The sequence below is a fragment of the Streptomyces microflavus genome (genome assembly GCF_014650075.1).
Lineage (GTDB): Bacteria > Actinomycetota > Actinomycetes > Streptomycetales > Streptomycetaceae > Streptomyces > Streptomyces microflavus.
Genome location: NZ_BMUG01000002.1, coordinates 164,163 through 187,439, shown reverse-complemented (window position 1 = coordinate 187,439; position 23,277 = coordinate 164,163). Strand labels below are relative to the sequence as shown.

Here is a 23,277-nt window from a genome sequence, read left to right as displayed (position 1 = left end):
GCTCCCCGGAGCTGACGCCGGGGGCCTACTGGTACCGACCCGTACCCACTACGGTACGGAGCAGGAAGCAAAGAAAGGCGTTCCGTTGTACGAAGGCGTTGTTCAGGACCTCATCGACGAACTGGGCAGGCTGCCCGGCGTCGGTCCCAAGAGCGCGCAGCGGATCGCCTTCCACGTCCTGCAGGCCGAACCCACCGACGTACGCCGCCTCGCCCATGCCCTCCTGGAGGTCAAGGACAAGGTCCGGTTCTGCGTCGTGTGCGGCAATGTGGCCCAGCAGGAGCAGTGCGGGATCTGTCGCGATCCGCGCCGCGACCGGAGCGTCATCTGCGCGGTCGAGGAGCCCAAGGACGTCGTGGCGATCGAGCGGACGCGCGAGTTCCGGGGCCGTTACCACGTCCTGGGCGGGGCGATCAGCCCCATCGAGGGCGTCGGCCCGGACGACCTGCGCATCCGTGAGCTGCTCGCCCGGCTCGCGGACGGCTCCATCACGGAGCTGATCCTGGCGACCGACCCCAACCTGGAGGGCGAGGCCACTGCGACGTACCTGGCGCGGATGGTCAAGCCGATGGGCCTCAGGGTGACCCGGCTGGCCAGTGGCCTGCCGGTCGGCGGCGACCTGGAGTACGCCGACGAGGTCACGCTGGGCCGCGCGTTCGAGGGGAGGCGGCTGCTGGATGTCTGACACCGCAGCGGTACGCCTCCGGATCCGGCGTCACCTCCACGTACTGCCGTCCTCTTCACCGTCTGTGACCGCGCCCACGGGAGGTCCCCTCGATGTCTGACGCCACGCTGAACACTGTCACGCAGGACCCGGGCGACTTCGCCGTCCAGATCGCGGACCAGATCAAGACGTTCATCGTCGCGGTCACCGAGGTGTCCAAGGTCGACGAGCCGGAAGAGGCCGTTCCGGTCCTGCTCCTCCAGGTCTCGCAGCTCCTGCTCGCGGGCGGCCGCCTCGGCGCGTACGAGGACGTCCTCCCCGACGAGCGGTACGAGCCGGACCTCGGCCCCGAGCCGGACGCGGACGGCCTGCGCGAGCGGTTCGCGGCCCTGCTGGAGCCGATCGACGTCTACTCCGAGGTCTTCGACCCGTACGAGCCCCGCAAGGCCCCGGTCCCGCACCGCATCTCCGACGACCTCGCCGACCTGGTCACCGACCTCGGCCACGGCCTCGCCCACTACGAGGCGGAGCGCACGGCCGAGGCGCTGTGGTGGTGGCAGTTCTCGTACTTCTCCAACTGGGGCTCCACCGCCTCCGCCACCCTGCGCGCCCTCCAGTCCCTGGTCGCCCACATCCGCCTCGGCCAGCCCCTGGAGGAGCTGGACGGCCTGGACACCGACCAGGACCCGGGCGAGGACGACCTGGCCGAGGAGGCGGGCCGCGTGATGCTCCAGGAGATCGCGGGACCGCTGGGACTGCGGCCGGTGAAGTAGCCGCCGGGCCGCCACCGCCCCCTCACCGGGAGGTGGCAGGCGCCCGCCGGATGGCGGCGGGCATCCACCGGACGGCAACCGCGTTTCACCGGACGGCAACCGCGTTTCACCGGACGGCAACCGCGTTTCACCGGAAGGCGGCGGCGTTCTCCTCCGCCCAGTCGCGGTACGGGCGGGCGGGCGAGCCGGTGACCCGGGAGACGGTGTCGTGCACGGCCAGCAGCTCGTCGTTGACATCGCCGCCCATCAGGTCGAGGACGCTGCCCGCGACCTCGGCCCCCATCATCGCGGCCATCGGCCCGAACGCGGCCTCCCGCCCGATCCCGACGCAGGCCACCTCCCGGCCCAGCACCCGCCCCAGCTCCCCGGCCTGCTGCCGCGGGGTGATCCGCTCCGGCCCCGTGAGCGGGTACGTCCGCCCCCGGTGGTCCGGCCCGGTCAGCGCGGCGCGGGCCACCGACGCGATGTCCGCCGGGTGGACCGTGGGCAGCCCGGTGTCCGCGTACGGCACGCGCACCACGGACTCCTCGCGTACGGACTCCGCCCACCAGAGGGTGTTGGAGGCGAACTGCGTCGGCCGCAGGACCGTCCACTCCATCCCGCTCTCCCGCAGCCGGCGCTCGACGGTGAGGTTCGCCCGCGCCGGGCCCAGGTGCGGATGGGTCACGACGGTGATGGAGGAGACCAGCACCACGTGCTCCACCCCCGCGCCCCGGGCGGCTTCCAGGACCCGCGCGTCGGCGCCGGCCCCCGCGAGCAGGAACAGCGAACGCACCCCGTCCAGCGCCGGCTTCAACGTCTCGACGCGGCCCAGATCGCCTTCCACCACCGCGACCCCTTCGGGCACCAAGGGCCCGGCCCGCCCCGCGTCACGGGTCAGCGCCCGGACGCCGGGGGCGTGCCCGTCCGCGTGCAGCTGCCGCAGCAGCTCCCTGCCGATGTTTCCGGTCGCACCGGTCACCAGGATCATCGTCACGTGCTCCTCATCGTCATGGGCCTTCTCGTCCCGGCCTGTTCGGCTTCGACAACGCTAGGACCTCAACCGGCCTTGAGATCAAGCCGGTTGGGCGGTTGGCGAAGTCCCCTTGACCTCAACCGCGCTTGAGGACGGAGGCTCGGCCTGTCCGGACCGACCGGCACCGCTCGGCACCACCGACCGGCACCGCTCGGCACCGCTCGGCACAAGGAGACCCGCATGAGCACCAGCAGCGCAGCGCCCCCCGCCGTCCTCGGCGTCCCCGCCCCGCAGGAGGACGTCGACGCGATCGTCGCGTTCGTGGCAGGGGTCCAGGAGGCCCAGCAGAACGCACAGCCCGACGCCTTCCTCAGCGGCTTTCGCGAGGACGCCATCTGGACCACGGCCCACGGGAAGAGACTGACCGGCCTCCCGGAGATCAGCGCCTTCACCCGCAAGGTGCTCCCGCCCCAGGCGGGCTCCCCGGTGACCGCCACGTACACCGTCGCGCTCATCCTCTTCATCCGCCCCGACGTGGCCGCGGTCAAGATCCGCCAGCGGCCGGCCACCCGCGAGGGAGGGGAGTTCCTGGACGAGATCTTCCGGGGCGTGGAGGACCCCTCCGAACTCATCGCCGCCCACCCCGAGTCGGTCCCCGGCACCCCGACCTACGTGCTGGCCAAGGACGACGGGGTCTGGCGGATCGCGGCCGCGCAGAACACCTCGGTGATCGACGCGGAGACACTGGCCGCCGGTTAGGGGGTGCCCGGCAGGTCATCCCGTGGACCGCTCGGTTATTCGCGGGCGGTGTGTCGGCCCCGATTGCTAGCCTGCTGCAGCCCTTGATCGTCGAGGGGCCGGCCGGGGAGGGGTACGCAGCATGACGGGACGTACGGGATATGGGAGAGCGAGACGGGCGGCCGCGGCGGCGGTGATCGCCGCCGGAACGGTACTGGCGACGCCAGGCACCGTACTGGCGGCGTCCGGCGGGCTCCCGCCGAAGCAGCCGCTGGTTTCCGACCTGGGAGCAGACGGCGCGCCGTGTGTCTCCGGTGAGGAGCGGCCCTACGTACGGTCGGTCCCGCAGGTGACAGCACGGCTGTACGGGCCCGGCGGCGGGCAGCCGGGTGAAGTGAGCCGGGTCCGGGGCGAGTTCGAGGCGTGGTGGCAGGGAGAGGGCGGCGCCGAGGAGCGCGTGACCGGGACCACCACCACGATGTCCGACACCGCCCCCTTCACCTGGCAGCTGCCGGACACTATCCCCGCCGACACCGTCGTGTCCTGGCGGGTGCGGGCCGTCAACGACGCCGGGGCGTCGGCCTGGAGCAGCGAAGGGGCGGGAGCGTCCTGCCAGTTCGTGTACGACCGCACCGCGCCCGACGCTCCGGTGGTCAGCTCCTCCGACTATCCGGACGACGACACCTGGTCGCCCGGCGTCGGCGTCCGGGGGACCTTCCGCTTCTCGGCGCAGGCCGACGACATCGTCGCCTACAGCTATTCCTTCCTCGGCGGAGCCCCGAAGGCCGTCGCGGCCGACGCCGACGGGTCGGCCGGGATCCGCTTCGTACCGGAGAAGTCCGGGGTGCAGGTCCTCTCCGTGCAGGCGCAGGACCGTGCGGGCAACCGCGGCCCGCGCACCGACTACACCTTCCGGGTCGGGGCGGGCCCCGCCCCGGTGGCGCAGTGGAGGCTCACCGACGCGGCGGGCTCCCGCTCGGCCGCCGCGGAGACCGGCGGCGCGGCCCGTGCCGGTGCGGGGGTCACCTTCGGCGCACCCGCGCCCTCCGGTACCCCGCTCACCTCCACCGCCTCGCTCGACGGATCGGGACACGGCTTCCTGACCTCGGGTTCCCCGGTCGTCACCGACACCGCGGAGACCTTCGCGGTCGGCGGCTGGGTGCGACCGGGACGCGTGGACGGCACCCGTACAGTCCTTTCGCAGGACGCTGGCACGGCACGCGCGTTCACCCTGGGACTGGCGCAGGCCGGGGCCGCCCCCGTCTGGTCCTTCTCCGTCGGCGGGGCGCGGGTCACGGGCGGCCTGCCCGAGACCGGCGCGTGGGCGTATGTGCTGGGCCAGTACGACGCCGGGACCGGTACGGCACGGCTGTACGTGAACGGCCGCGCGGTCGGCGAGGAGACGGCCGTCACCGCCGTGGCGGGCGAGGGCGCCTTCCAGATCGGCCGGGCGCGCGGCGCGCAGGGGTACCGGGACCGCTGGCAGGGCGAGATCGGTGACGTACGGGCGTACGACCGGATCGTCGTGGCCTCCGAGGTGAAGGAGCTTGCAACCCGTGCCGCGCGGCGGCTCGGCCACTGGGCGCTCGACACCGCGCCGGACGGCCTCGCACCGGAGGAGGGCGGCGGCGCACCGCTGAAGCTGGGCACCGGCGCCTCGCTCTACCGCCTCGACGACCCGTGCGACCCGCTGGACCTGGAGTGCGGCCAGGACTGGCCGCTGGAGATGGACGGCGACGGCCACCTCCGTCTCGACGGCGCCTCGGGCCACGCCGCCACGGACGCCCCCGTGGTCGACACCTCGGGGAGCTTCACCGTCAGCGTCCGGGTCCGGCTCACCGACGACGAGCCGGCGACGCCGATGACCGCGATCTCCCAGGGCGGCGAGCACGGCGACGCCTTCAAGGTGCGCTACGACCCGGAGAACTCCAGCTGGGACCTGGTGATGGCGCACGCCGACGAGCCGGGCGCGCCGGAGACCGTGCTCAGCCGTATCGAATGGCCGGACGGCAACACGGGGCCCGGCCACCGGCTGACCGTCGTCCATGACGCCTCCGCCAAGCAGGTGTCCTTCTATCTGGACGGGGTGAAGTACGACGAAGGCGGTACGGCCGGCTTCGACGCCGCCTGGAAGAGCACGGGCGGGCTCCAGCTCGGCCGGGCCCGCACCGCCGACGGGTGGGGCGAGTATCTGCACGGCGCCGTGGACAGCGTGTTTGCCTACGAGGGCGTGCTGCCCGAGGAGGACATCCGCCAGCTGCCGTGGCCGGCCGCCGGCCGCTGACGCAGGCCACCACCGCCCCGAGCCTCGTACCGGGGCGGCGGTGGCGCACAGTGTCCGTATGACGACACCCGCCGAGCTGTTCCGTTCCTTCGCCCGCACCCGCGCCTCGCTGGACGGCGAGGAGGTCACGTACTGGTGGTCGGGGGACGTGTACTCCTGGGCCCCCGACGAGCCCTACCAGCGCCTCTTCGGCTTCGAGGGGCTCAACGTCTCCCGACTCGTCCAGGACGCCGAAGCCGGGCCGGACGCCTACCAGCTCCTCACCCGGGAGGCCGCCTTCTACCTGGACCCCACCACCCGCGAGATCCTGGAGACCTGGCAGGACCAGCCGGTGGTGCACGTCTGGAACGACCCGGCCAACCAGAAGTGGCGCCCCTTCCCCGTCCCCACGACCGAGCTCGGCGGACAGATCTGCTTCAGCCTGGAGATCCCGCTCGCCTACCCCTCGCCGCTGCCGGTGGCCCAGTACCCCCTCCACTCGGCCGGTGACACCTACAAGGCGCTGGAGCTCTTCCAGTTCTTCGCCGACCGCGCCGACCTGGAGGGTTCCGCGCCCGGCGTCCCGGCCACCATGTCGTGGTCCCGGATGTCGCCGTGGCTGCCGTGGATGGCCCAGGGGCAGCGGCCCGGCGGGCTGACCTTCCACTGCCGGGGCCGCAAGCTCGGTTCGTACGAGGAGGTCCCCGGGCGCACCCGCGCGTACATCGCGGACCACCACCCGGAGTTCGCCCACGCCCCGGAGGAGTGGAGCGCGCCGAACGAGACGAGCTGGACGTACTTCCGGAAGCTCAACCCGGTCCGGTGAGCGGCCGGACGGTTCGGTGAGCAGCTGGGGCACGTAACCCGACCGGCACCGCCGACTCGCACATTTCGCCCCGAAGGTGTGGGCTGGGACACAAAGGGGAGTGCGCTCCTCCTGGATGGGCAGCAGCCTCGTACGAGCAGTTCGGGACGACACGCCGTACCGGGTCGTGGGCGGGACATCTCACCATCTGGTAAGGACGGGTCGATTCCGGGCTGCTCGTTAAACTGAGCCGACCGCAGTAATGACTGAGCGAGGAGCGCACGTGGGCCTTGTCGTGCAGAAGTACGGAGGCTCCTCCGTAGCCGATGCCGAGGGCATCAAGCGGGTCGCCAAGCGAGTCGTCGACGCCAAGAGGAACGGCAACCAGGTGGTTGTCGTGGTGTCCGCGATGGGCGACACGACGGACGAGTTGATAGACCTCGCCGAGCAGGTTTCCCCGATCCCTGCCGGCCGTGAGTTCGACATGCTGCTGACCGCCGGTGAGCGGATCTCCATGGCCCTGCTGGCGATGGCGATCAAAAACCTGGGCCACGAGGCCCAGTCGTTCACGGGCAGCCAGGCCGGTGTCATCACCGACTCGGTCCACAACAAAGCGCGCATCATCGACGTCACGCCCGGCCGCATCCGGACCTCGATCGACGAGGGCAACATCGCCATCGTCGCCGGGTTCCAGGGCGTGAGCCAGGAGGGCAAGAACATCACCACCCTCGGCCGCGGCGGGTCGGACACGACCGCCGTCGCGCTGGCAGCGGCGCTGAACGCCGAGGTCTGTGAGATCTACACCGACGTCGACGGCGTCTTCACCGCGGACCCCCGGGTCGTGAAGAAGGCGAAGAAGATCGAGTGGATCTCCTTCGAGGACATGCTGGAGCTGGCCGCGTCCGGCTCCAAGGTGCTGCTGCACCGCTGCGTCGAGTACGCACGCCGTTACAACATTCCGATCCACGTCCGCTCGTCCTTCTCCGGACTGCGCGGCACCTGGGTCAGCAACGAGCCGCAAGGGGACCAGAAGGTGGAGCACGCGATCATCTCCGGAGTCGCCCACGACGTCTCGGAGGCCAAGGTCACCGTCGTCGGCGTCCCGGACAAGCCGGGCGAGGCGGCCGCGATCTTCCGCGCCATCGCGAACGCCGAGGTCAACATCGACATGGTGGTGCAGAACGTCTCCGCCGCGTCGACCGGGCTGACGGACATCTCCTTCACCCTCCCCAAGTCGGAGGGCCGCAAGGCCATCGACGCCCTGGAGCGGGCCAAGGGCCCCATCGGCTTCGAGTCCCTCCGCTACGACGACCAGATCGCCAAGATCTCCCTGGTCGGCGCCGGCATGAAGACCAACCCGGGTGTCACCGCGGGCTTCTTCGAGGCGCTCTCCGACGCGGGCGTGAACATCGAGCTCATCTCGACATCCGAGATCCGCATCTCAGTGGTCACGCGCGCCGACGACGTCAACGAGGCCGTGCGCGCCGTGCACACCGCCTTCGGCCTCGACAGCGACTCCGACGAGGCAGTCGTCTACGGGGGCACCGGCCGATGACCGCACGCCGCCCTTCGCTCGCGGTCGTCGGTGCGACCGGGGCGATCGGCGGCGTCATGCTCCGGATCCTCTCGCAGCACGCGGACGTCTGGGGCGAGGTCAGACTCGTCGCCTCACCGCGCTCGGCCGGCCGCAAGCTGGCCGTGCGCGGTGAGGAGAGCGAGGTGCTCGCGCTCACCGAGGACGTGTTCGACGGCATCGACGTGGCCCTCTTCCTGGTGCCGGACGAGGTGTCCGCCCGCTGGGCCCCGATCGCCGCCTCCAAGGGCGTCGTCGTCATCGACGACTCGGCGGCCTTCCGGCTCGACGACGACGTACCGCTGGTCGTCCCGGAGATCAACCCGCACGCCACCCGGCTCAGACCGCGTGGCATCGTCGCGTCCCCGAACTGCACCACGCTGTCGCTGATCGTCGCGGTCGGCGCGCTGCACGCGGAATTCGGACTGCGCGAACTGATCGTCTCCTCCTACCAGGCGGTCAGCGGCGCCGGCCGGGACGGCGTCACGGCCCTGCGCGAACAGCTGTCGCTGGTGGCCGGTACGGAGCTGGGCACCCACCCCGGAGACGTACGCCGGGCCCTGGGCGACCACGCCGGTACGGCGGACAGCCCCTTCGCCGCCCCCGTGGCCCTGAACGTCGTGCCGTGGGCCGGTACGGACGCCGGGGACGGCTGGTCGTCCGAGGAGCTCGCCATCCGCGAGGAGTGCCGCAAGGTGCTGGGCCTGCCGGGCCTGAGGACCACCGCCACCTGCGTGTACGTCCCCGTCATCGCGACGCACTCCATGTCCGTCCACGCGCGCTTCGAGAACGAGGTCGCCGTCGACCGGGCCCACGAGATCCTGGCGACCGCCCCCGGCGTCGTGCTCTTCGACAGCCCGGCGTCCGGAGATTTCCCGACTCCGGCCGATGTCGTGGGCACCGATCCCACCTGGGTGGGCCGGGTTCGGCGCTCGATGGATGATCCCCGCGCCCTGGAAATGTTCATTTGCGGCGATAATCTCCGCAAAGGTGCGGCTTTGAACGTGGCGCAGATCGCCGAATCCGTGGCCGCCGAAATTACCCGGGCCTGAAACGAACCCCGATCACCCCCTGGCCGGTGCGCGCGGGCCCTGATCGGCCCTGATCCGCCCCGATCGCTTTCGGATTCATCGAACCTGTTTTGTAGGATCTGTGAACGCCCTATGAGCAATTACCTGGTCTGAACCTCTTGAGCTGGGGCGTTGTCATATCCGACGATGATCTCCCGGCCTTCTGCAACCGCACGTCGGCCGGGCAGCGTCTATGCCGTCACTTCTTGCGTGACGGGGACGCATTTACGGGGCATTCGGGGAAGAGCAGGTACGTATGAGGGCATGTCGCACAGCGCCGAACGTGGCGCCGTACGCGTACAACCCTGACGGGGGGCAGCGTGTCCAACAGGCGTGGCAGAGGTTCTCGACATCACAGTGGTGGGCCCGTTGCGAGGCGCGACCGTGCGTCCGCTCCGGCGGCCCCGCGCGCCCGGCGGCATGCCGGTGATCGCGCCCATGCCCGCTGCACGCCCGGCTCAACTGCCCTCGCAGCGCGGGGGTGCTGACGAGACGGTGGCAGCAGGAACCACGGTCGACCACCTCACCGAGACCTACCGCGCCCACTACCGTTCGCTGCTCGGCCTCGCGGCCCTGCTGCTGGACGACACCGCGTCCTGCGAGGACGTGGTGCAGGAGGCGTTCATCCGCGTCCACTCCGCGCGCAACCGTGTGCGGGAGCCGGAGAAGACCCTCGCGTACCTCCGCCAGACCGTCGTCAACCTCTCGCGCTCCGCGCTGCGCCGCCGCATCCTCGGGCTGAAGCTGCTGTCCAAGCCGATGCCGGACATGGCGAGCGCGGAGGAGGGCGCCTACGACCAGCTGGAGCGGGACGCGCTGATCAAGGCCATGAAGGGGCTCCAGCGGCGTCAGCGCGAGGTGCTGGTGCTGCGGTACTTCGCGGACATGACGGAGGCCCAGGTCGCGGAGACGCTGGGAATCTCGCTGGGCTCCGTCAAGGCGTACGGTTCCCGCGGTATCGCGGCGCTGCGCGTCGTGATGGAGGCCCAGGCATGAGCGGGCACCGGCACGAGCACAGGCACGAGAATGACCCGACGGGAAACGGAATTGTGAACCACGGGCCCGAGAAGACCCCGCACGCCGACCCGGATCGCCCGGACGGTCCGCACGACGAGGGCGCGCAACGCGAGCCGGACGAGAGCCCGGAACCGGAACCGGGGCCGGAACCGGCGCCGTCGCCTGCGCCGCGAGCGGATGGCGCTGACGGCAGCGGTGCGGAGAGCGCCGCCGGTACGCTCACCGACATCTTCGGGGGCGGCCGGCGCGGGCGCGGAACGGGTGACGGCCCTGGCGCCGACAATGCCGGTACGGGCACGGGCACGGGCGTCGGTACTGGCACGGGCCCCGGTACGGACACCGGTACGGGCATGGGCATGGGCGCCGACGGCGAGCTGGACGAGGTGGTCCTGCGCCGGATGCTGCACGGCGCCGTGGGCGACCTCGAACCCTCCGACCGAACCCTTGAACATCTGCAACGCGCGGTTCCCGCCCGGCGCGCCCGCCGACGCCAGGCCGTCGTCGGCGCGGCTGCGGCGGCGCTGCTCATCGGCACCGCGGTCCCCGCCTTCGTGCACGTGGCGAACTCGGACGGTCCGTCCACCGCGCTTCCCGCCATCGCCGGACATGGCGAGCAGGCGCAGGGCGGCAACGGGGAGGAGCCCGGCCCCCAGGCGCCGGGCGACCGGACCGCGGAGCCCACCGACCAGGAGAGCCGGGGCGGCACCGGCGAACCGGACCCGTCGGGCAGCCCCTCGTCGGACAACGCCGACGACCCGGAGGGCGGAGCCGCGACAGGCGGGGCCCCCGTGCCCCCGAGCGTGGATCTCGCCGCCCTGCCGGTGTGCGACCCGGGCCAGCTCGGCGTCGCCTCCGCGGGAGCGGGCTCCCCGGACGCCGAGGGACGGGTGTACGGCAGCTTCAAGATCGCGAACGTGTCCGGGGCGGACTGCACGGTCAGCAGCAACGGCACCGTCGGCTTCACCGCCCTGGGCGCCGCGGACCCGCTCAAGATCAACGTCATCCAGCACACGGCCGGCGATGCGGCCCCCGGCCTCCCCGACCCCTCGCGGGAGCCGGGCACGGTGCTGCTGAAGCCCTCCATGGCGTACGAGGTGCAGTTCGCCTGGGTGCCGGCCGACACCTGCCCGACCGTGGCTCCCTCACCCACCCCCACACCGTCGGCGGACGGCACCGGGGGATCGACGGGCGAGGGCTCCGGCCAGTCCGGCCCCGAGGCGCAGTCGCTGCACCGGGACGGCGGCACGGTGGACGGCAGCATCGCCGTGACGCACACACCGGAGACGGGCGCCCCCACGGCCGAGACGAAGATCAACAACGCCTGCTCGGGCACGATCTACCGAACGGGCGTCCTGGCCACCTCGTAGCCCCGCAAAGTCCCGGAGCGAGCCGAGACCGCGACAGCCTCGGGAAAGTCCCGGAGCGAGGCCGCAACGGCCGCGGGCTGCCCCGCCCTGCCCTGCTCTACCCGGCCGCGCCGCGCCTACGAACCTTGAGCGGTCTCCGGAGTCCTGCCCGCGAGGTCCTGCGCGGCGGCCTCGCCCTGCGAGGCACCGGCGCCCTCCGGACCGGCTTCCCCGCCCTCCGGGCCGTCCGCCGGACCGGCCTCCGGGACCAACCCGAGGGCGACATCGCGGACGGCCTCGGCCTCGCGGCGGACCAGCCGGAACCACATGAACAACACGAAGCCCGCGAAGACGAACCACTCACCCGTGTACCCCAGGTTCTGGAACGCCTTCAGGTCGAGACCGCTGCCCGCCGGGGCGGCGGCGGGCACCGGCTTCATCGCGCCGCCCGCACCGCCCGCCTCCGCCTCGGGAAGCGTCACCCAGGCGTCGTACACGTCGTAGTCGACCAGGTTCACCAGGGCCGCGGCGCTGATCATGCCGAGCTGGCCCTCGGGGAGCCCGCCCCTGGCGTCGACGCCGTCGCTGTGGATGTTCTCGGAGGCCTGGAGGTCCCCGGTCACGGTGACCACGCCCTGCGGCGCGGCGGGCACCCGGGCACCGCTCGCGGTACCGGGCAGCCAGCCCCGTACCACCGGCAGGGCCTTGCCCCCCTCGGTCCGCAGCAGGTTCAGGACGTAGAACCCCTGGCGGTCGTCCAGTTCACGGCCGGGGACCAGGAACTGGTCGCCGTACGTCCCGGTCGCCATGGCCGGGCGGCCGGACGTCACCTTGTCGACGGGCAGCAGCTCGTCCAGCGGTTTCGCGGCCCGGGTGCTCGGATCGGGCTGCTTCTCCGCCTGTTCGTGCGACTGCACACGGTCCTCGAAGCGGCCGAGCTGCCAGGTGCCCATGAACACGCAGAACGGGATGGCCAGCACGACGAAGAGGTTGATCCCCCACCATCGCGGGGTCAGCAGGAACCGGTACACCCCTCCAAGGTACGGTTCCCCGCTCCGGCCCCCCGGAGCGGGGTCGCCCTTTTATCCGCCTCTTACGCCCCCAGGACGTCCCCACCCCCCAGGTGCTTCAGGGCGAACTCCAGCTCCAGCCGCACCTGCTTGATGCGCTCCTCCACCACCAGCGAGCCGTGCCCGGCGTCGTACCGGTAGACCTCGTGCACCGCGCCGCGCGCCGCCAGACGGTCCACGTAGTTCTCCACCTGACGGATGGGGCACCGAGGATCGTTGACGCCCGCCGAGATGTAGACGGGGGCGCGCACCGCGTCGACGTAGGTCAGCGGCGACGAGGCCTCGAAACGCTCGGGCACCTCCTCCGGAGTGCCGCCCAGCAGCGTGCGGTCCATCGCCTTCAGGGCCTCCATCTCGTCGTGGTACGCCGTGACGTAGTCCGCGACGGGAACGGCGGCCAGCCCCAGCGCCCAGGCATCGGGCTGGGTGCCGAGGCCGAGGAGGGTGAGATAGCCGCCCCAGGACCCGCCGGCCAGGACCAGCCGCTGCGGGTCCGCGAGCCCGGACTTGACCGACCAGTCCCGCACGGCCGCGATGTCCTCCAGCTCGATCAGGCCGACCCGGTGCTTGAGCGCGTCCGTCCAGGCGCGGCCGTACCCGGTCGAGCCCCGGTAGTTGACCCGTACGACGGCGAAGCCGTGGTCCACCCAGGCCGCCGGGCCGGAGGCGAAGGCATCGCTGTCGTGCCAGGTGGGCCCGCCGTGGATCTCGAAGACGGTGGGAAACGGGCCGTCCCCCGTCGGCTTCTGCACGAGGGCGTGGATCCGGCCGCCCGGCCCCTCCACCCACGCGTCCTCGACGGCCACCGACGCCGGGGCCTTGGCACCCGGCGGGTCCAGGACCACCGCACCGCTCGTCGACCGCACCACGGGCGGCTGCGCGGCCGACGACCAGAGGTACTCCACCGTGCCGTCCGGCCGGGCCGTGGCACCGGACACCGTCCCGGCGGGGGTCTCCACGCGCACGGGGCCCGAGGCCCCCGGCTCGTACCGCCACAGCTCGCTGCGGGCCTCGAAGCTGTGCTCGATGAGCAGGGCGGAGCCGTCCGGATACCACTCGGCACCCACGTCACCGGGCAGATCGACGGGGAGCGCGGTCTCCGTGCCCGCGACCGGGTCCCAGATCATCGGCTCCCAGCGGCCCCGGCGCTGGTGCCCGACGAGGAGCCGGGTGTCACCGGCCACCGGCGCGAAGCCCAGCACGGCGAGCCCGAGCTCCTTCGTACCGCCCTCGGTGTCGTCCAGCTCGGCCACCGTGGAACCGTCCGGGCGCACCACGCGCAGCGCGGAGTGCATGGCGTCGCCGTGCTCGGTGTGCTCCAGCGCGATGAGGGTCCCGTCGTGCGACAGGTCCCCGACCCCGGCGGACTCCCGATGCCGGTAGATCTCGACGGACTCGCCACCACTCCCCGCACCCCCTGCCGGCCGCACGAGATGGACGGTCGTCCCGTCCTCGTCGGTGGAACGGCCGATCACCGCGGACCCGTCGCGCCCGATGGCGAGGCCCGCCGGATACGAGGGCGCGAGGCCCGGGGCGGCGGGCTCGTCCTCCCCGCCTCCGAAGGGCTGGCGCATCCACACGCCGAACTCGTCGCCGTCGGTGTCGCTGAACCACCAGATCGCTTCACCGTCCGGCGTCAGCACGCCGTCGGTGGTCCCGTTGGGCCGGTCGGTCACCTGGCGCTGCTGCCCGCTCGCACGGTCCCACGCGTACAACTCGTAGGTCCCGGTGGCGTTGGAGACGAAGAGCGAGCGGTCAGGCGCGTCCTCGGCCCAGTCGGGCAGGGACACCCTGGGCGCGCGGAACCGCTGCTCCCACTCCGGCATGGTCGAGACGTTCTCTGATTCGCTCATGCCCTCCATCCAACCCGATCCCGCGCCCGGCCGGAGAAGCCTGTCCACAACCCCCTTCCGAAGATATGACCGGACCCTTCCGCCTGTGGATATCCAGTCGCGCCCCTCCCGCCCTGTGGGTAACTTTCCGGTTATGTACTCCCCGACGCCGGACGACTGGCAGGACGCCAACCGTGCACGCTGGGACGAGCGCGTGCCGATACATGTGGCGAGCGACTTCTACGACCTGGAGGCGTTCCGGGCGGGCAAGGACGCGCTGCGCCCATTCGAGCTCGCCGAGGTCGGCGACGTCACGGGGAAGACCCTCCTGCACCTCCAGTGCCACATCGGCCTGGACACCCTGTCCTGGTCGCGGCACGGCGCCGCGCAGGTGGTGGGCCTGGACTTCTCCGAGCCCGCTGTGGAGACCGCCCGGGGCCTCGCGGAATCGCTGGGCCTGGGCCCGGACCGAGCGGCGTTCGTGACGGCCGATGTGTACGACGCCCCGACGGCCGTCCCCGACTCCTCGTACGACATCGTCTACACGGGCACCGGTGCGCTGAACTGGCTGCCCGACATCGAGCGCTGGGCGGAGACCGCGGCCTCGCTGGTCGCGCCCGGGGGATTCCTCTATCTGGCGGAGTTCCACCCCCTCACCGACACGCTGGACGACGGGACCGGCTCGGTCGTCACCCACGACTACTTCAGCCGTGAGGCCTGGGTGGACGAGACCCCCGGGACGTACGCCGACTTCGACGCGCCGACCGTGCACAACCGCAGCGTCGAGTGGCAGCACCCGGTGGGCGAGGTGGTGACGGCGCTGGCGGCGGCCGGCCTGCGGATCGAGTTCCTCCGCGAGCACGACGCCACGCTCTTCCCCCGCTTCGGCACGCTGGAGCGTGGCACGGACGGCCACTACCGCTTCCCGTCGGACCGCCCGAGGATCCCGCTGATGTACTCGCTGAAGGCGACGCGCCCCAAGCCGCACGAGGCATGACCACAGCTCAGCGGCGGCTCTCCGGGCGATTGTCAGTGCCGCACGCCACACTCATTCCCATGACGGACAAGAGCAGCAGGACCATCACCACGGCCGCCCTGCGCGCAGCGGTGGAGACGTACTGGACGACGGCCGACGCCCGCGACTGGGACGCCTTCGCGGCGACCCTGGCCGACGATCTGGTGTACGAGCTGCCGCAGACCCGGGAACGTATCCACGGCAAGGAACGCTACGTCCGGTTCAACGAGGAGTACCCGGGCGACTGGCACGTCCGGATCGAGCGGATCGTTGCGGACGCGGAGGGCCGACAGGCCGCCGCACGGACCGAGTTCACGGTCGGCGCGGAGGAGATGCACGCCATCCACTTCTTCACCTTCGACGACCGCGGCCAGATCACCGGCGTGACGGACTTCTGGCCGGAGTCGTACGAACCCCCGGCAGGCCGCGAACACTTGGTGGAGCGGTACTGAACTGAGCCCCTGGGCTCCGAACGCCCGAAGGCGGCCCGCCGGATCACCCGACGAGCCACCTCCGTACCGGCGCTCGTGTCCGCTACACCGCCGACCGGAAGGCCGGCAGATAGCCGCCCGACTGCCCTGCGATCGTGGGGTGGTACGAGTTCTGGATGGGCACGGTCACGCTGTGGATCCAGGCGTCACCGGAGCACAGCTCATGCCCGGTGAACTCGTCGACGACGCTGGAGAAGGTGAACCCGGCATCGGCGGCCCGCTTGGCGAGGACCCCGTTCAGTACGTCCGACGCGTCGTTGATCGCGGTCCGCTCGGCTTCGGTGAGCCCCGCGATGCAGCTGCCCGACAGTTGGTAGAAGCGCGGATAGCCGAGGACGACGACCTGCGCCGAGGGCGCTGCGGAGCGGATGCTCCCGTACAGCGAATCAAGGCTCCCGGGCAGGGAGTTGTTCATCTTGCCGACCGCGGTGTTCACGCTGCTGATGCAGGTGGCCTCGCTCCCGAGAACGCAGTCCTGCATGACGTCGGCGAACCCGACATCGTTGCCTCCGGCCGTAACGCTGACGAGCGCGGTCGACGCGTCCAGGGCCCCGAGCTGGCCACTGGCGACGGAGGCGGTGGTGGCGCCGGAGCAGGCGACGAAGGCGAACGAGGTGGGGGAGTTCGCCGCCGCCCACAGCTGCGGATAGGCATTGGCGCTGCGCCGGCAGTCGCCGCTGTCGGGGAGGTAGTCCCCGGCACCGACACCGGAGGAGTAGGAGTCACCGAGCGCGACATAGCCGCCGACCGCGGCCGAGTCCGCCGCGACGGCGGCCCCGGCAACACCGAGAGAGGCCGCGGCGGCGAGTGCGAGAGTGGATAGGGATGCCCAGAACCTGCGTACGGACATGGCTGCCGATCCTTCGAAGTGGGGGGAGTGGGGGTTGAAGGAGCGATGCAGTTTCTAGCAGCTCGCGGTACCCACCGGTAATGCCCGCGCAAGAAGTCGTCTGATATGCCCGGATGATCGATCGGGGCCCGATGCTCCGCGCGTAGATAAACCCTCAACTCCGTGCCGGAACAGCCAAGTTCGAGGAACTATTGTGCGCCCACAGCCCCCTGCCCCCGCATCGATTCCCCCCGCACGAGGGACACCGAAAGCCCCCTCCCCGCACCCAAGTCCAACCGAACGGCTCAACCCCGGTGTGCCTGGGCGGGCACGTCCACGGCGGTTATCCGTCCGGTACGTTGAGAGACCAGGGCCCCCTCCGCGTGAGATGTGGAGGGGGCCCTGGTGCTGTCGGCGGATCAGATGGCCGCCGGGGCCTTCTTGTACCAGTCCGTGATCACCTTGGTCAGGTGCACAACGTTCTGCTGTCGCATGATCGGCGCGAAGGCCTTCGGCTCGAAGTCCTCGTTCGCAGCCGTGGTACGCCAGATGCTGTCCTCGGTGACAGGAGCGGTCATGTGCCGGTCGAGCCGCTTGAAGAACTCCTGGATGTCACCGTCTTCGGCTCCGTCCTCCCGCAGGTTGCGGTAGGCGCCGCCCAGGACGCGGAGCATGCCCACCGAGCCCAGGAGCGAGGAATCGCGCAGCCTCATGGCCTTGGTGGGCGGCGCCGGAGGCTCGTTCTTCTTCTTCTCGGAGAGCGAGGGGTCGTAGTTGTCCACGTCCTCCTCGGTGATCTCTGCAAGCGCGGTGAAAGCGATGGAGAGGACATCCAGGAAGCTTCGGACGCTCTCGATGACCTCGTTGTCGGTCAGCGACTCGACCTTCTTGCTGACGCGGCCACCTGGTCCGGCAATGACGGCCCGGGTGATGTCGGCGACGTGCTTGGCGCCCATCAGGTTGCGGTTGGTCAGGGTCATCCGGTCCCGCTCGATGTCGACCTTGCCCAGGAAGAGGGGGTGGGTGACGATGTCGCTGAGCGTGCGGTTGGCGATGCGCGAGGTGTCGAAGCGGGCCCGGACGGCACCCGAGATGCCTTTGGCGTTGTCCGCGACGTCGACGAACATCTGCTGACCCTTGACGCCGTCGCGTTCCACATAGATGTCGATGCCGACGAACTCGTCCTTGAGTCGCTGCATTCGCCCGATCAGGGCCTCGCGGTCCTGCTCCAGCTTCGCCTTTTTGGCCTCGTTGGCGCGGTGGATCTCCCGGTCGATGCGTGAGACCTCGTCCGTGATGCGCTTCTTCTCCAGGTGGACCCCGAGGATGCGGTGCTGGCCATCGATCGTGATCAGGCGGCCGATGCCGCCGATGGGCCACGGGACGGTGAGGTAGCCGACTGAGCCGTCCTCACTGATCGGCTCGAAGCGGCACCCGCCCGTGTCGCGGATGAGGAGGGCCGGAGCCACCCATCCAGGGTTGTCGGCAAGGTACTGGCCGAAGCCCTTGGCGTGGCTGATGTCCACCTTGCGGTTGTCCGGGTCCGGCTTGGCCGGGTCGGGGATGGTGAGGATGACCGAGAGGTCGGCGAGCGGAATGCGTGTCGTGTAGACGGTCCGGCCGCCTTGGCTGGTGCGGATCGCCAGATAGGTGGACTCCTCGCGCACGAGAGAGAGGCGCGACGAGTCGACAGTGATGCTCAAAGGTAACTTCCTTCAAGAAAAGGTGACTTGCTACGCAACGCACTCAAGCACGGAGAATGATCGCGTGCCCAACCAACCATCAGATTTGCTGCATAATCCAGTATTTACAGCGCAAGGTGCCCACTTATCTGGTAATCGCAGCCGGGGCGCCGCCTGCTGTGTGGGAGACCGGGCGCAGCCCGCAGGCCGGCATGCAGGAGTGGCCGAGCTCTGGTGGCCTGCGCCGGCCGGTAGCTGCCGCTGGTCATCGGGAAGGCGCCGCTTCAGGAGGCCACTGACGGAAACGCGAGTGATTGCCTTCAGCTCACCGCGACCGAACCTGGCTCAGGTGGTACGGCATCGCCACGCTGCGACCTGCTGTGGTGCCGCCCAGGAGACGACCGCGATCACCGCGCGGCGAGACCCAGACGGTTCGGGACATCGTCCGCGGTGCAGAGCGCCGTGACCTGCTCCTCCAGACGGCTCAGGGCGTCCATGAGGGAAAGGTGGTCGATCCGCTCAGCATGGAGAGTGTGGACACCGGCGCCGAACTCTCCCAGGGGGCGTTCAAGGTCGACATCCACCATGGCTTCAGCGATGCACCCGGCCGAGGTGATGGTCAGACCTGCCGAGAACCGCAGCTCACTGACGTCCGAATCACCCTCCGCGAAGAAGCCGAAGAGGTGGTGGAGCCGCACTTCAGGTCCCGCATCGTGCTTTTCGATCACGATGTCATGTACCAGCCCAGAATCCTTCCCGAAGTCGTAGGCGATGTGGAGCTGAGAGGTGAAATCCTCCAGCTGCTTCTGCAGCCGGTGCATCGTGGTCAGCAGGAGAGCCGCACTTTCGGCGTCGTACGCGCCGGTGACGTTCAACATCGGTGAATCATCACAGGTGACGTCGGTTTCACACGCAAAGCCGGAGGGCCGGTACTGGAATCAGTACCGGCCCTCTGACCTGCTGCTTAGCTGTCGGGGTGGCGGGATTTGAACCCACGACCTCTTCGTCCCGAACGAAGCGCGCTGCCAAGCTGCGCTACACCCCGATGCCCACCGGTCTCCCGGCGACATCGATTACTTTAGCCCACCTGCGGCCGGAGGCGAAATCCGCTTTCTCCGGTGCTGGGGCCTGCGGCCTTCGGCCGGGTCCGGCGCCCAGCCCTGCCCCCGGCCCCGCCCCTCACGCCCGCCCCGTGAGCGTCAGCAGTGTGACCTCGGGCGGGCAGGCGAAGCGGACCGGGGTGTAGCGGTTGGTGCCGCAACCTGCGGAGACGTGGAGGTAGGCGCGGTGGTCGCCCACCGTGTGGCTGGACAGGCCCTTGACCCGGTCGGTGTCCAGGTCGCAGTTGGTGACCAGGGCTCCGTAGAAGGGGATGCACAGCTGGCCGCCGTGGGTGTGGCCCGCCAGGATCAGGGGGTAGCCGTCGGCCGTGAAGGCGTCCAGGGAGCGCAGGTACGGGGCGTGGACCACGCCGATGGAGAGGTCGGCGCCGCTCGTAGGGCCGCCCTGGACCTCGGCGTAACGGTCGCGCTTGATGTGCGGGTCGTCCAGGCCCGTGAACGCGACCTCCATACCGTCCAGCTTGAGCCGGCCGCGGGTGTTCGACAGGTTCAGCCAGCCCGCCTCGTCGAAGGCGTCGCGCATCGGCTCCCACGGGTTGTGCACGACACCGACCGCGGGCTCGTTGCCGTTGAGGCCGTGCTTGCCCTGGACCTTCTCCAGGAGATAGCGCGCCGGGTTGCGCAGCTTCGGGCCGTAGTAGTCGTTGGAGCCGAAGACGTACACCCCCGGGAACTCCATCAGCGGGCCCAGCGCGTCCAGCACCTCGGGAACCGCCTCCGGGTCGGAGAGGTTGTCGCCCGTGTTCACGACGAAGTCGGGGCGCAGCCCGGCCAGCGACTGGAGCCAGGCGCGCTTCTTGCGCTGGCCGCTCACCATGTGGATGTCGGAAACCTGGAGGACGCGCAACGGCCGTGCACCGTGCGGGAGTACGGGAACCGTCACCCGCCGCAGGCGGAACGAGCGGGCCTCGAATCCGGCGGCGTAGGCGAGGCCGGCAGCCCCGACCGCTGCGCCGACTGCCGTGACTTTCAGGGGTACTCCGTAGCGTGCGCGCATGTGTCCATCGTCGCAGACACGGTGGGATGCGCGGAAAACCGGAGGGCGGCGGGCACCCCGCACCTGTCACAATCACGGCATGACCACGCTCAAGTCCAAGCTCAAGGAAGACCTCCACACGGCCATGAAGGCGCGCGACGAGCTGACCTCGTCCACCCTTCGGCTCACCCTCACCGCGATCACCAAGGAAGAGGTCAGCGGCAAGTCCGCGCGCGAGCTCTCCGACGACGAGGTGCAGAAGGTGATCGCCAAGGAGGCCAAGAAGCGCCGTGAGGCGGCCGAGGCGTTCGCCCAGGGCGGCCGGGCCGAGCAGGCGGAGCGGGAGAAGGCGGAGGGCGAGCTGCTCGACAGCTACCTGCCCAAGCAGCTCACCGACGACGAGCTGAACACGATCGTGGCGTCCGCCGTCGAAGAGGCGAAGGCCGCCGGAGCCGAGGGGCCGCGCGCCATGGGCGCCGTTATGAAGATCGTCAACCCCAAGGTGGCCGGTCTCGCCGAGGGCGGCCGGGTCGCCGCCGCGGTGAAGAAGCTCCTCGCGGGCTGAGGCCCGTACAAAGCTCCTCGCGGGGCTGAGGCCCGTACAAAGCTCCTCGCGGGGCTGAGGCCCGTACAGACGTGGAAAAAAAGGGGGTGCCCCGGTCGACGGACCGGGGCGCCCCCTTTTGTACGAGCATGTCAGGGGCCGGACCTGCCGCCGCCCCGCCGGTCCTGGTCCTGATCGCCGCCACCGCCGCCGGCGCCGCCGATCAGGCCGGGCGGGAGCTGGATGCCGCCGGGCTTGCCGTCCTCGCGGTCCCCGTCGTCGTCGCCACGGTCACCGTCACGGTCGCCGCCCTCCTTCTCCTTGTCCTTCTTCGGCTTCGCCCGGGGGACGGAGACGGGGTTGAACTGCGGAGTCTCGGAGGCGTTCAGCGCGCCGGTCATGGCGATCTTCCAGATCGGTCCGGGGAGGCAGCCACCGCAGACCTTGTCGTAGTACTGGCCGCCGATGGTGACGTTGAACATCGAGCTCTTCTCGCCGATGTCGTCCCCGACCCAGACCGCGGTGGAGAGGTTCGGCGTGTACCCGACGAACCAGGCGTCCTTGCGGTCGTTCGTCGTACCGGTCTTGCCTGCGTTGTCCCGGTCGCTCAGCCCGGCCTGCGTACCGGTGCCGTCTTCGACGACGCCCTTGAGCATCTGGTTGATGGTGTCCGCGGTGTTCTCGCTCATCGCCCGCGAGCACTGCGTCTCGGGGACCTTGATCTTCTTGTCGTTCGGGTCGGTGATCGACTCGATGGCGATCGGCGTGCAGTACGTGCCCCGGTTGGCGAACGCGGCGTACGCGCCGGCCATGGAGAGAGGGGTGCTCACCTCACTGCCGAGGGTGATCGAGGGCGCCTCGACGATCTTCTTGCCGTCACCGCGCTCGTAGCCGACCTTCTTCGCCATCTCCACGGTCTCGCACAGGCCGGCCTTCTGCTCCAGCAGCGCGAAGTAGGTGTTGATGGACTTGCCGAGCGCGCTCGTCATGTCCCAGGAGCCCTTCTCGGACTCCAGCTCGTTCTGCAGGGGCCAGTCGGCATAGCCCGCGGGGGAGCCGGTGCAGTTCCGGAAGTCCTGCTCCTTGAGGGTGATCTTCCAGTCCGTCGAGAAGGACGTCGCCGGGGTGATGCCCTTTTCCAGCGCCGCCGCCGCGGTGAACGGCTTGAACGTCGAGCCGACCTGGAAGCCGTACGTGCTGCCGCCCATCTTGTTGCTGACGGCGAGGTTGAGCACGGTCTCGTTCTGCTTCTGGTCCAGGCCGTACGGGCGGGACTGGCCCATGGAGAGGATCTTGCCGCTGCCCGGCTCCACCTGCACCACCGACGCCGCGAACTTGTCGTCCTTGTTGACCCTCGCGGTCGCGGCCTCGTTGGCGGCCTGCTGGGCGCGCGGGTCGAGCGTGGTCTTGACGGTGAGCCCGCCGAGGTTCCAGAGCTTGGAGCGCTCCTCCTCGGTCTTGCCGAACGCCGGGTCCGTCAGGATCGTCTTGCGTACGTAGTCGCAGAAGAACCCGGAGCCGCTGACGGCCGTGATGCAGCCGTTCTTCGGCTTGCGGACCTTCAGCTTGATCGGGGTCTCCATGGCCTTGTCGGCCTCGGCCTGCGTGATGGCGCGAGTGGCGGCCATCCGGGCGAGGACGGTGTTACGGCGCTTGGTGGCCTCCTCCGTGTCGTTGACCGGGTCGTAGCGGGTCGGCGACTGGACGATGCCGGCGAGCAGCGCGGCCTCCTCCACCTTCAGGTCCTTGGCGTGCTTGGAGAAGTACCGCTGCGACGCGGCCTCGACGCCGTACGCCTGCTGACCGAAGAACGTGATGTTGAGGTAGTTCTCCAGGATCTTCTTCTTGCCGAGCTCTTCCTCGACCTGGATCGCGTACTTCAGTTCGCGGACCTTGCGGCCGAGCGTCTGCTGGGTGGCCTGCGCGACCTTCTCCTGGTCGTCGCCCGCCTCCTCGACGAAGACGTTCTTCACGTACTGCTGGGTGAGGGTCGACGCGCCCTGCGCGGCCCCGCCGGCCTGCACGTTGCGGTTCATCGCGCGCAGGATGCCCTTGAGGTCGACCGCCCCGTGCTCGTAGAAGCGGGAGTCCTCGATCGCGATGATCGCGTCCTGCATGTACGGGGAGATGTCCTTGAGCGGGACCACGGTCCGGTCGCGCGAGTAGACCGTCGCGATCGCACCGCCGTCGCGGTCCAGGATCGTGGTCCGCTGGCTGAGCGGCGGAGTCTTGAGGTTGGAGGGGATCTCGTCGAAACCTTCGACCGTCCCCTTGGCGGCGAGCCCCAACGCTCCGGCTGCGGGCAGCGCGATGCCTGCCAGGACAGCTCCGGAGAGCGCGGCGACACCGAGGAACTTGGCGGCCTGCTGGGTCGTGGTGAGACCCCCGCCCGAGCGCTTCTTTGGCATGGGGGCAGCCTAATCCGTAGTTATGAGCGTTCTGTAGGAGCAGGGGCCTCTCGGAGCGTTCGCGTACCAGACCGTGACATCCGGGTGCGGGTGGCGCTTGCGGAC

General features: G+C 70.3%; 20 protein-coding genes and 1 tRNA gene. 12 read left to right on the top strand and 9 right to left on the bottom strand.

The annotated features are described in order from the left end of the window. Positions 1 to 85 precede the first annotated feature (85 nt). Both recR and IE264_RS05860 read left to right on the top strand, forming a co-directional pair. Positions 86 to 685 (top strand): recombination mediator RecR, encoded by a 600-nt coding sequence (gene recR / locus IE264_RS05865; RefSeq protein WP_015609516.1) that lies wholly within the window; start codon positions 86 to 88, stop codon positions 683 to 685. A gap of 92 nt (positions 686 to 777) precedes the next feature. Next, the gene (locus tag IE264_RS05860) at positions 778 to 1,437 is read left to right on the top strand and encodes a DUF5063 domain-containing protein (protein ID WP_015609515.1); all 660 of its coding nucleotides are present in this window, start codon (positions 778 to 780) and stop codon (positions 1,435 to 1,437) included. A 127-nt stretch (positions 1,438 to 1,564) separates the two neighbouring features. Here the strand turns inward: IE264_RS05860 and IE264_RS05855 are convergent, their stop codons facing one another. Beyond that, positions 1,565 to 2,407, bottom strand: a complete 843-nt coding sequence (locus IE264_RS05855) for an SDR family oxidoreductase (protein WP_032758746.1) — start codon at positions 2,405 to 2,407, stop codon at positions 1,565 to 1,567. 225 nt (positions 2,408 to 2,632) lie between these two features. On the opposite strand from IE264_RS05855, the gene IE264_RS05850 reads away from it, so the two are divergent. From IE264_RS05850 to IE264_RS05820, 7 genes are all read left to right on the top strand, one after another. Further along, the gene (locus tag IE264_RS05850; RefSeq protein ID WP_032758745.1) at positions 2,633 to 3,151 is read left to right on the top strand and encodes an SgcJ/EcaC family oxidoreductase; all 519 of its coding nucleotides are present in this window, start codon (positions 2,633 to 2,635) and stop codon (positions 3,149 to 3,151) included. A gap of 121 nt (positions 3,152 to 3,272) precedes the next feature. Further along, the gene (locus tag IE264_RS05845) at positions 3,273 to 5,414 is read left to right on the top strand and encodes a LamG domain-containing protein (RefSeq protein ID WP_078657538.1); all 2,142 of its coding nucleotides are present in this window, start codon (positions 3,273 to 3,275) and stop codon (positions 5,412 to 5,414) included. 58 nt (positions 5,415 to 5,472) lie between these two features. After that, a complete protein-coding gene (locus IE264_RS05840; protein ID WP_032758743.1) occupies positions 5,473 to 6,219 on the top strand; it encodes a DUF1838 family protein in 747 nt (248 codons plus the stop codon). Between the two features lie 262 nt (positions 6,220 to 6,481). Continuing rightward, positions 6,482 to 7,753 carry an aspartate kinase gene (locus IE264_RS05835; RefSeq protein WP_015609511.1) on the top strand — a complete coding sequence of 424 codons (1,272 nt, stop codon included), beginning with the start codon at positions 6,482 to 6,484 and terminating at the stop codon, positions 7,751 to 7,753. Next, positions 7,750 to 8,823, top strand: coding sequence for an aspartate-semialdehyde dehydrogenase (locus tag IE264_RS05830; protein ID WP_032758742.1), 1,074 nt, complete (start codon positions 7,750 to 7,752; stop codon positions 8,821 to 8,823). Before IE264_RS05835 ends, IE264_RS05830 begins: the two co-directional genes overlap by 4 nt. A gap of 351 nt (positions 8,824 to 9,174) precedes the next feature. After that, entirely contained in the window at positions 9,175 to 9,837 is a 663-nt protein-coding gene (locus IE264_RS05825; protein WP_176143989.1) for a SigE family RNA polymerase sigma factor, read from the top strand. Further along, the gene (locus IE264_RS05820; protein WP_190167587.1) at positions 9,834 to 11,225 is read left to right on the top strand and encodes a hypothetical protein; all 1,392 of its coding nucleotides are present in this window, start codon (positions 9,834 to 9,836) and stop codon (positions 11,223 to 11,225) included. Before IE264_RS05825 ends, IE264_RS05820 begins: the two co-directional genes overlap by 4 nt. Before the next feature lie 116 nt (positions 11,226 to 11,341). Here the strand turns inward: IE264_RS05820 and IE264_RS05815 are convergent, their stop codons facing one another. Then, positions 11,342 to 12,235 (bottom strand): SURF1 family protein, encoded by an 894-nt coding sequence (locus tag IE264_RS05815; RefSeq protein ID WP_032758739.1) that lies wholly within the window; start codon positions 12,233 to 12,235, stop codon positions 11,342 to 11,344. 62 nt (positions 12,236 to 12,297) lie between these two features. Next, positions 12,298 to 14,136: a S9 family peptidase gene (locus tag IE264_RS05810; RefSeq protein WP_051821914.1), complete on the bottom strand. Its 1,839-nt coding sequence runs from the start codon at positions 14,134 to 14,136 to the stop codon at positions 12,298 to 12,300. Between the two features lie 124 nt (positions 14,137 to 14,260). On the opposite strand from IE264_RS05810, the gene IE264_RS05805 reads away from it, so the two are divergent. After that, a complete protein-coding gene (locus IE264_RS05805) occupies positions 14,261 to 15,103 on the top strand; it encodes a class I SAM-dependent methyltransferase (protein ID WP_015609505.1) in 843 nt (280 codons plus the stop codon). A 59-nt stretch (positions 15,104 to 15,162) separates the two neighbouring features. Then, entirely contained in the window at positions 15,163 to 15,573 is a 411-nt protein-coding gene (locus IE264_RS05800) for a nuclear transport factor 2 family protein (protein WP_190167586.1), read from the top strand. Positions 15,574 to 15,655: 82 nt separating this feature from the next. On the opposite strand, the gene IE264_RS05795 is transcribed toward IE264_RS05800, so the two are convergent. The 5 genes from IE264_RS05795 to IE264_RS05775 form a co-directional block, all read right to left on the bottom strand. After that, positions 15,656 to 16,462 carry an SGNH/GDSL hydrolase family protein gene (locus IE264_RS05795; RefSeq protein WP_032758737.1) on the bottom strand — a complete coding sequence of 269 codons (807 nt, stop codon included), beginning with the start codon at positions 16,460 to 16,462 and terminating at the stop codon, positions 15,656 to 15,658. A gap of 398 nt (positions 16,463 to 16,860) precedes the next feature. Further along, positions 16,861 to 18,144, bottom strand: coding sequence for a DNA sulfur modification protein DndB (locus IE264_RS05790; RefSeq protein ID WP_032758736.1), 1,284 nt, complete (start codon positions 18,142 to 18,144; stop codon positions 16,861 to 16,863). A 386-nt stretch (positions 18,145 to 18,530) separates the two neighbouring features. After that, on the bottom strand, positions 18,531 to 19,001 hold the full coding sequence (locus IE264_RS05785; protein WP_032758735.1) for a hypothetical protein: 471 nt from the start codon (positions 18,999 to 19,001) through the stop codon (positions 18,531 to 18,533). A gap of 93 nt (positions 19,002 to 19,094) precedes the next feature. Continuing rightward, positions 19,095 to 19,168 (bottom strand) — tRNA-Pro (locus IE264_RS05780). A gap of 134 nt (positions 19,169 to 19,302) precedes the next feature. After that, entirely contained in the window at positions 19,303 to 20,241 is a 939-nt protein-coding gene (locus tag IE264_RS05775; RefSeq protein WP_032758733.1) for a metallophosphoesterase, read from the bottom strand. 79 nt (positions 20,242 to 20,320) lie between these two features. Between IE264_RS05775 and IE264_RS05770 the strand changes: the two genes are divergently transcribed. Beyond that, the gene (locus tag IE264_RS05770; RefSeq protein WP_015609459.1) at positions 20,321 to 20,785 is read left to right on the top strand and encodes a GatB/YqeY domain-containing protein; all 465 of its coding nucleotides are present in this window, start codon (positions 20,321 to 20,323) and stop codon (positions 20,783 to 20,785) included. A gap of 131 nt (positions 20,786 to 20,916) precedes the next feature. On the opposite strand, the gene IE264_RS05765 is transcribed toward IE264_RS05770, so the two are convergent. After that, on the bottom strand, positions 20,917 to 23,172 hold the full coding sequence (locus IE264_RS05765) for a transglycosylase domain-containing protein (RefSeq protein ID WP_032758732.1): 2,256 nt from the start codon (positions 23,170 to 23,172) through the stop codon (positions 20,917 to 20,919). Between the last annotated feature and the right edge of the window lie 105 nt (positions 23,173 to 23,277).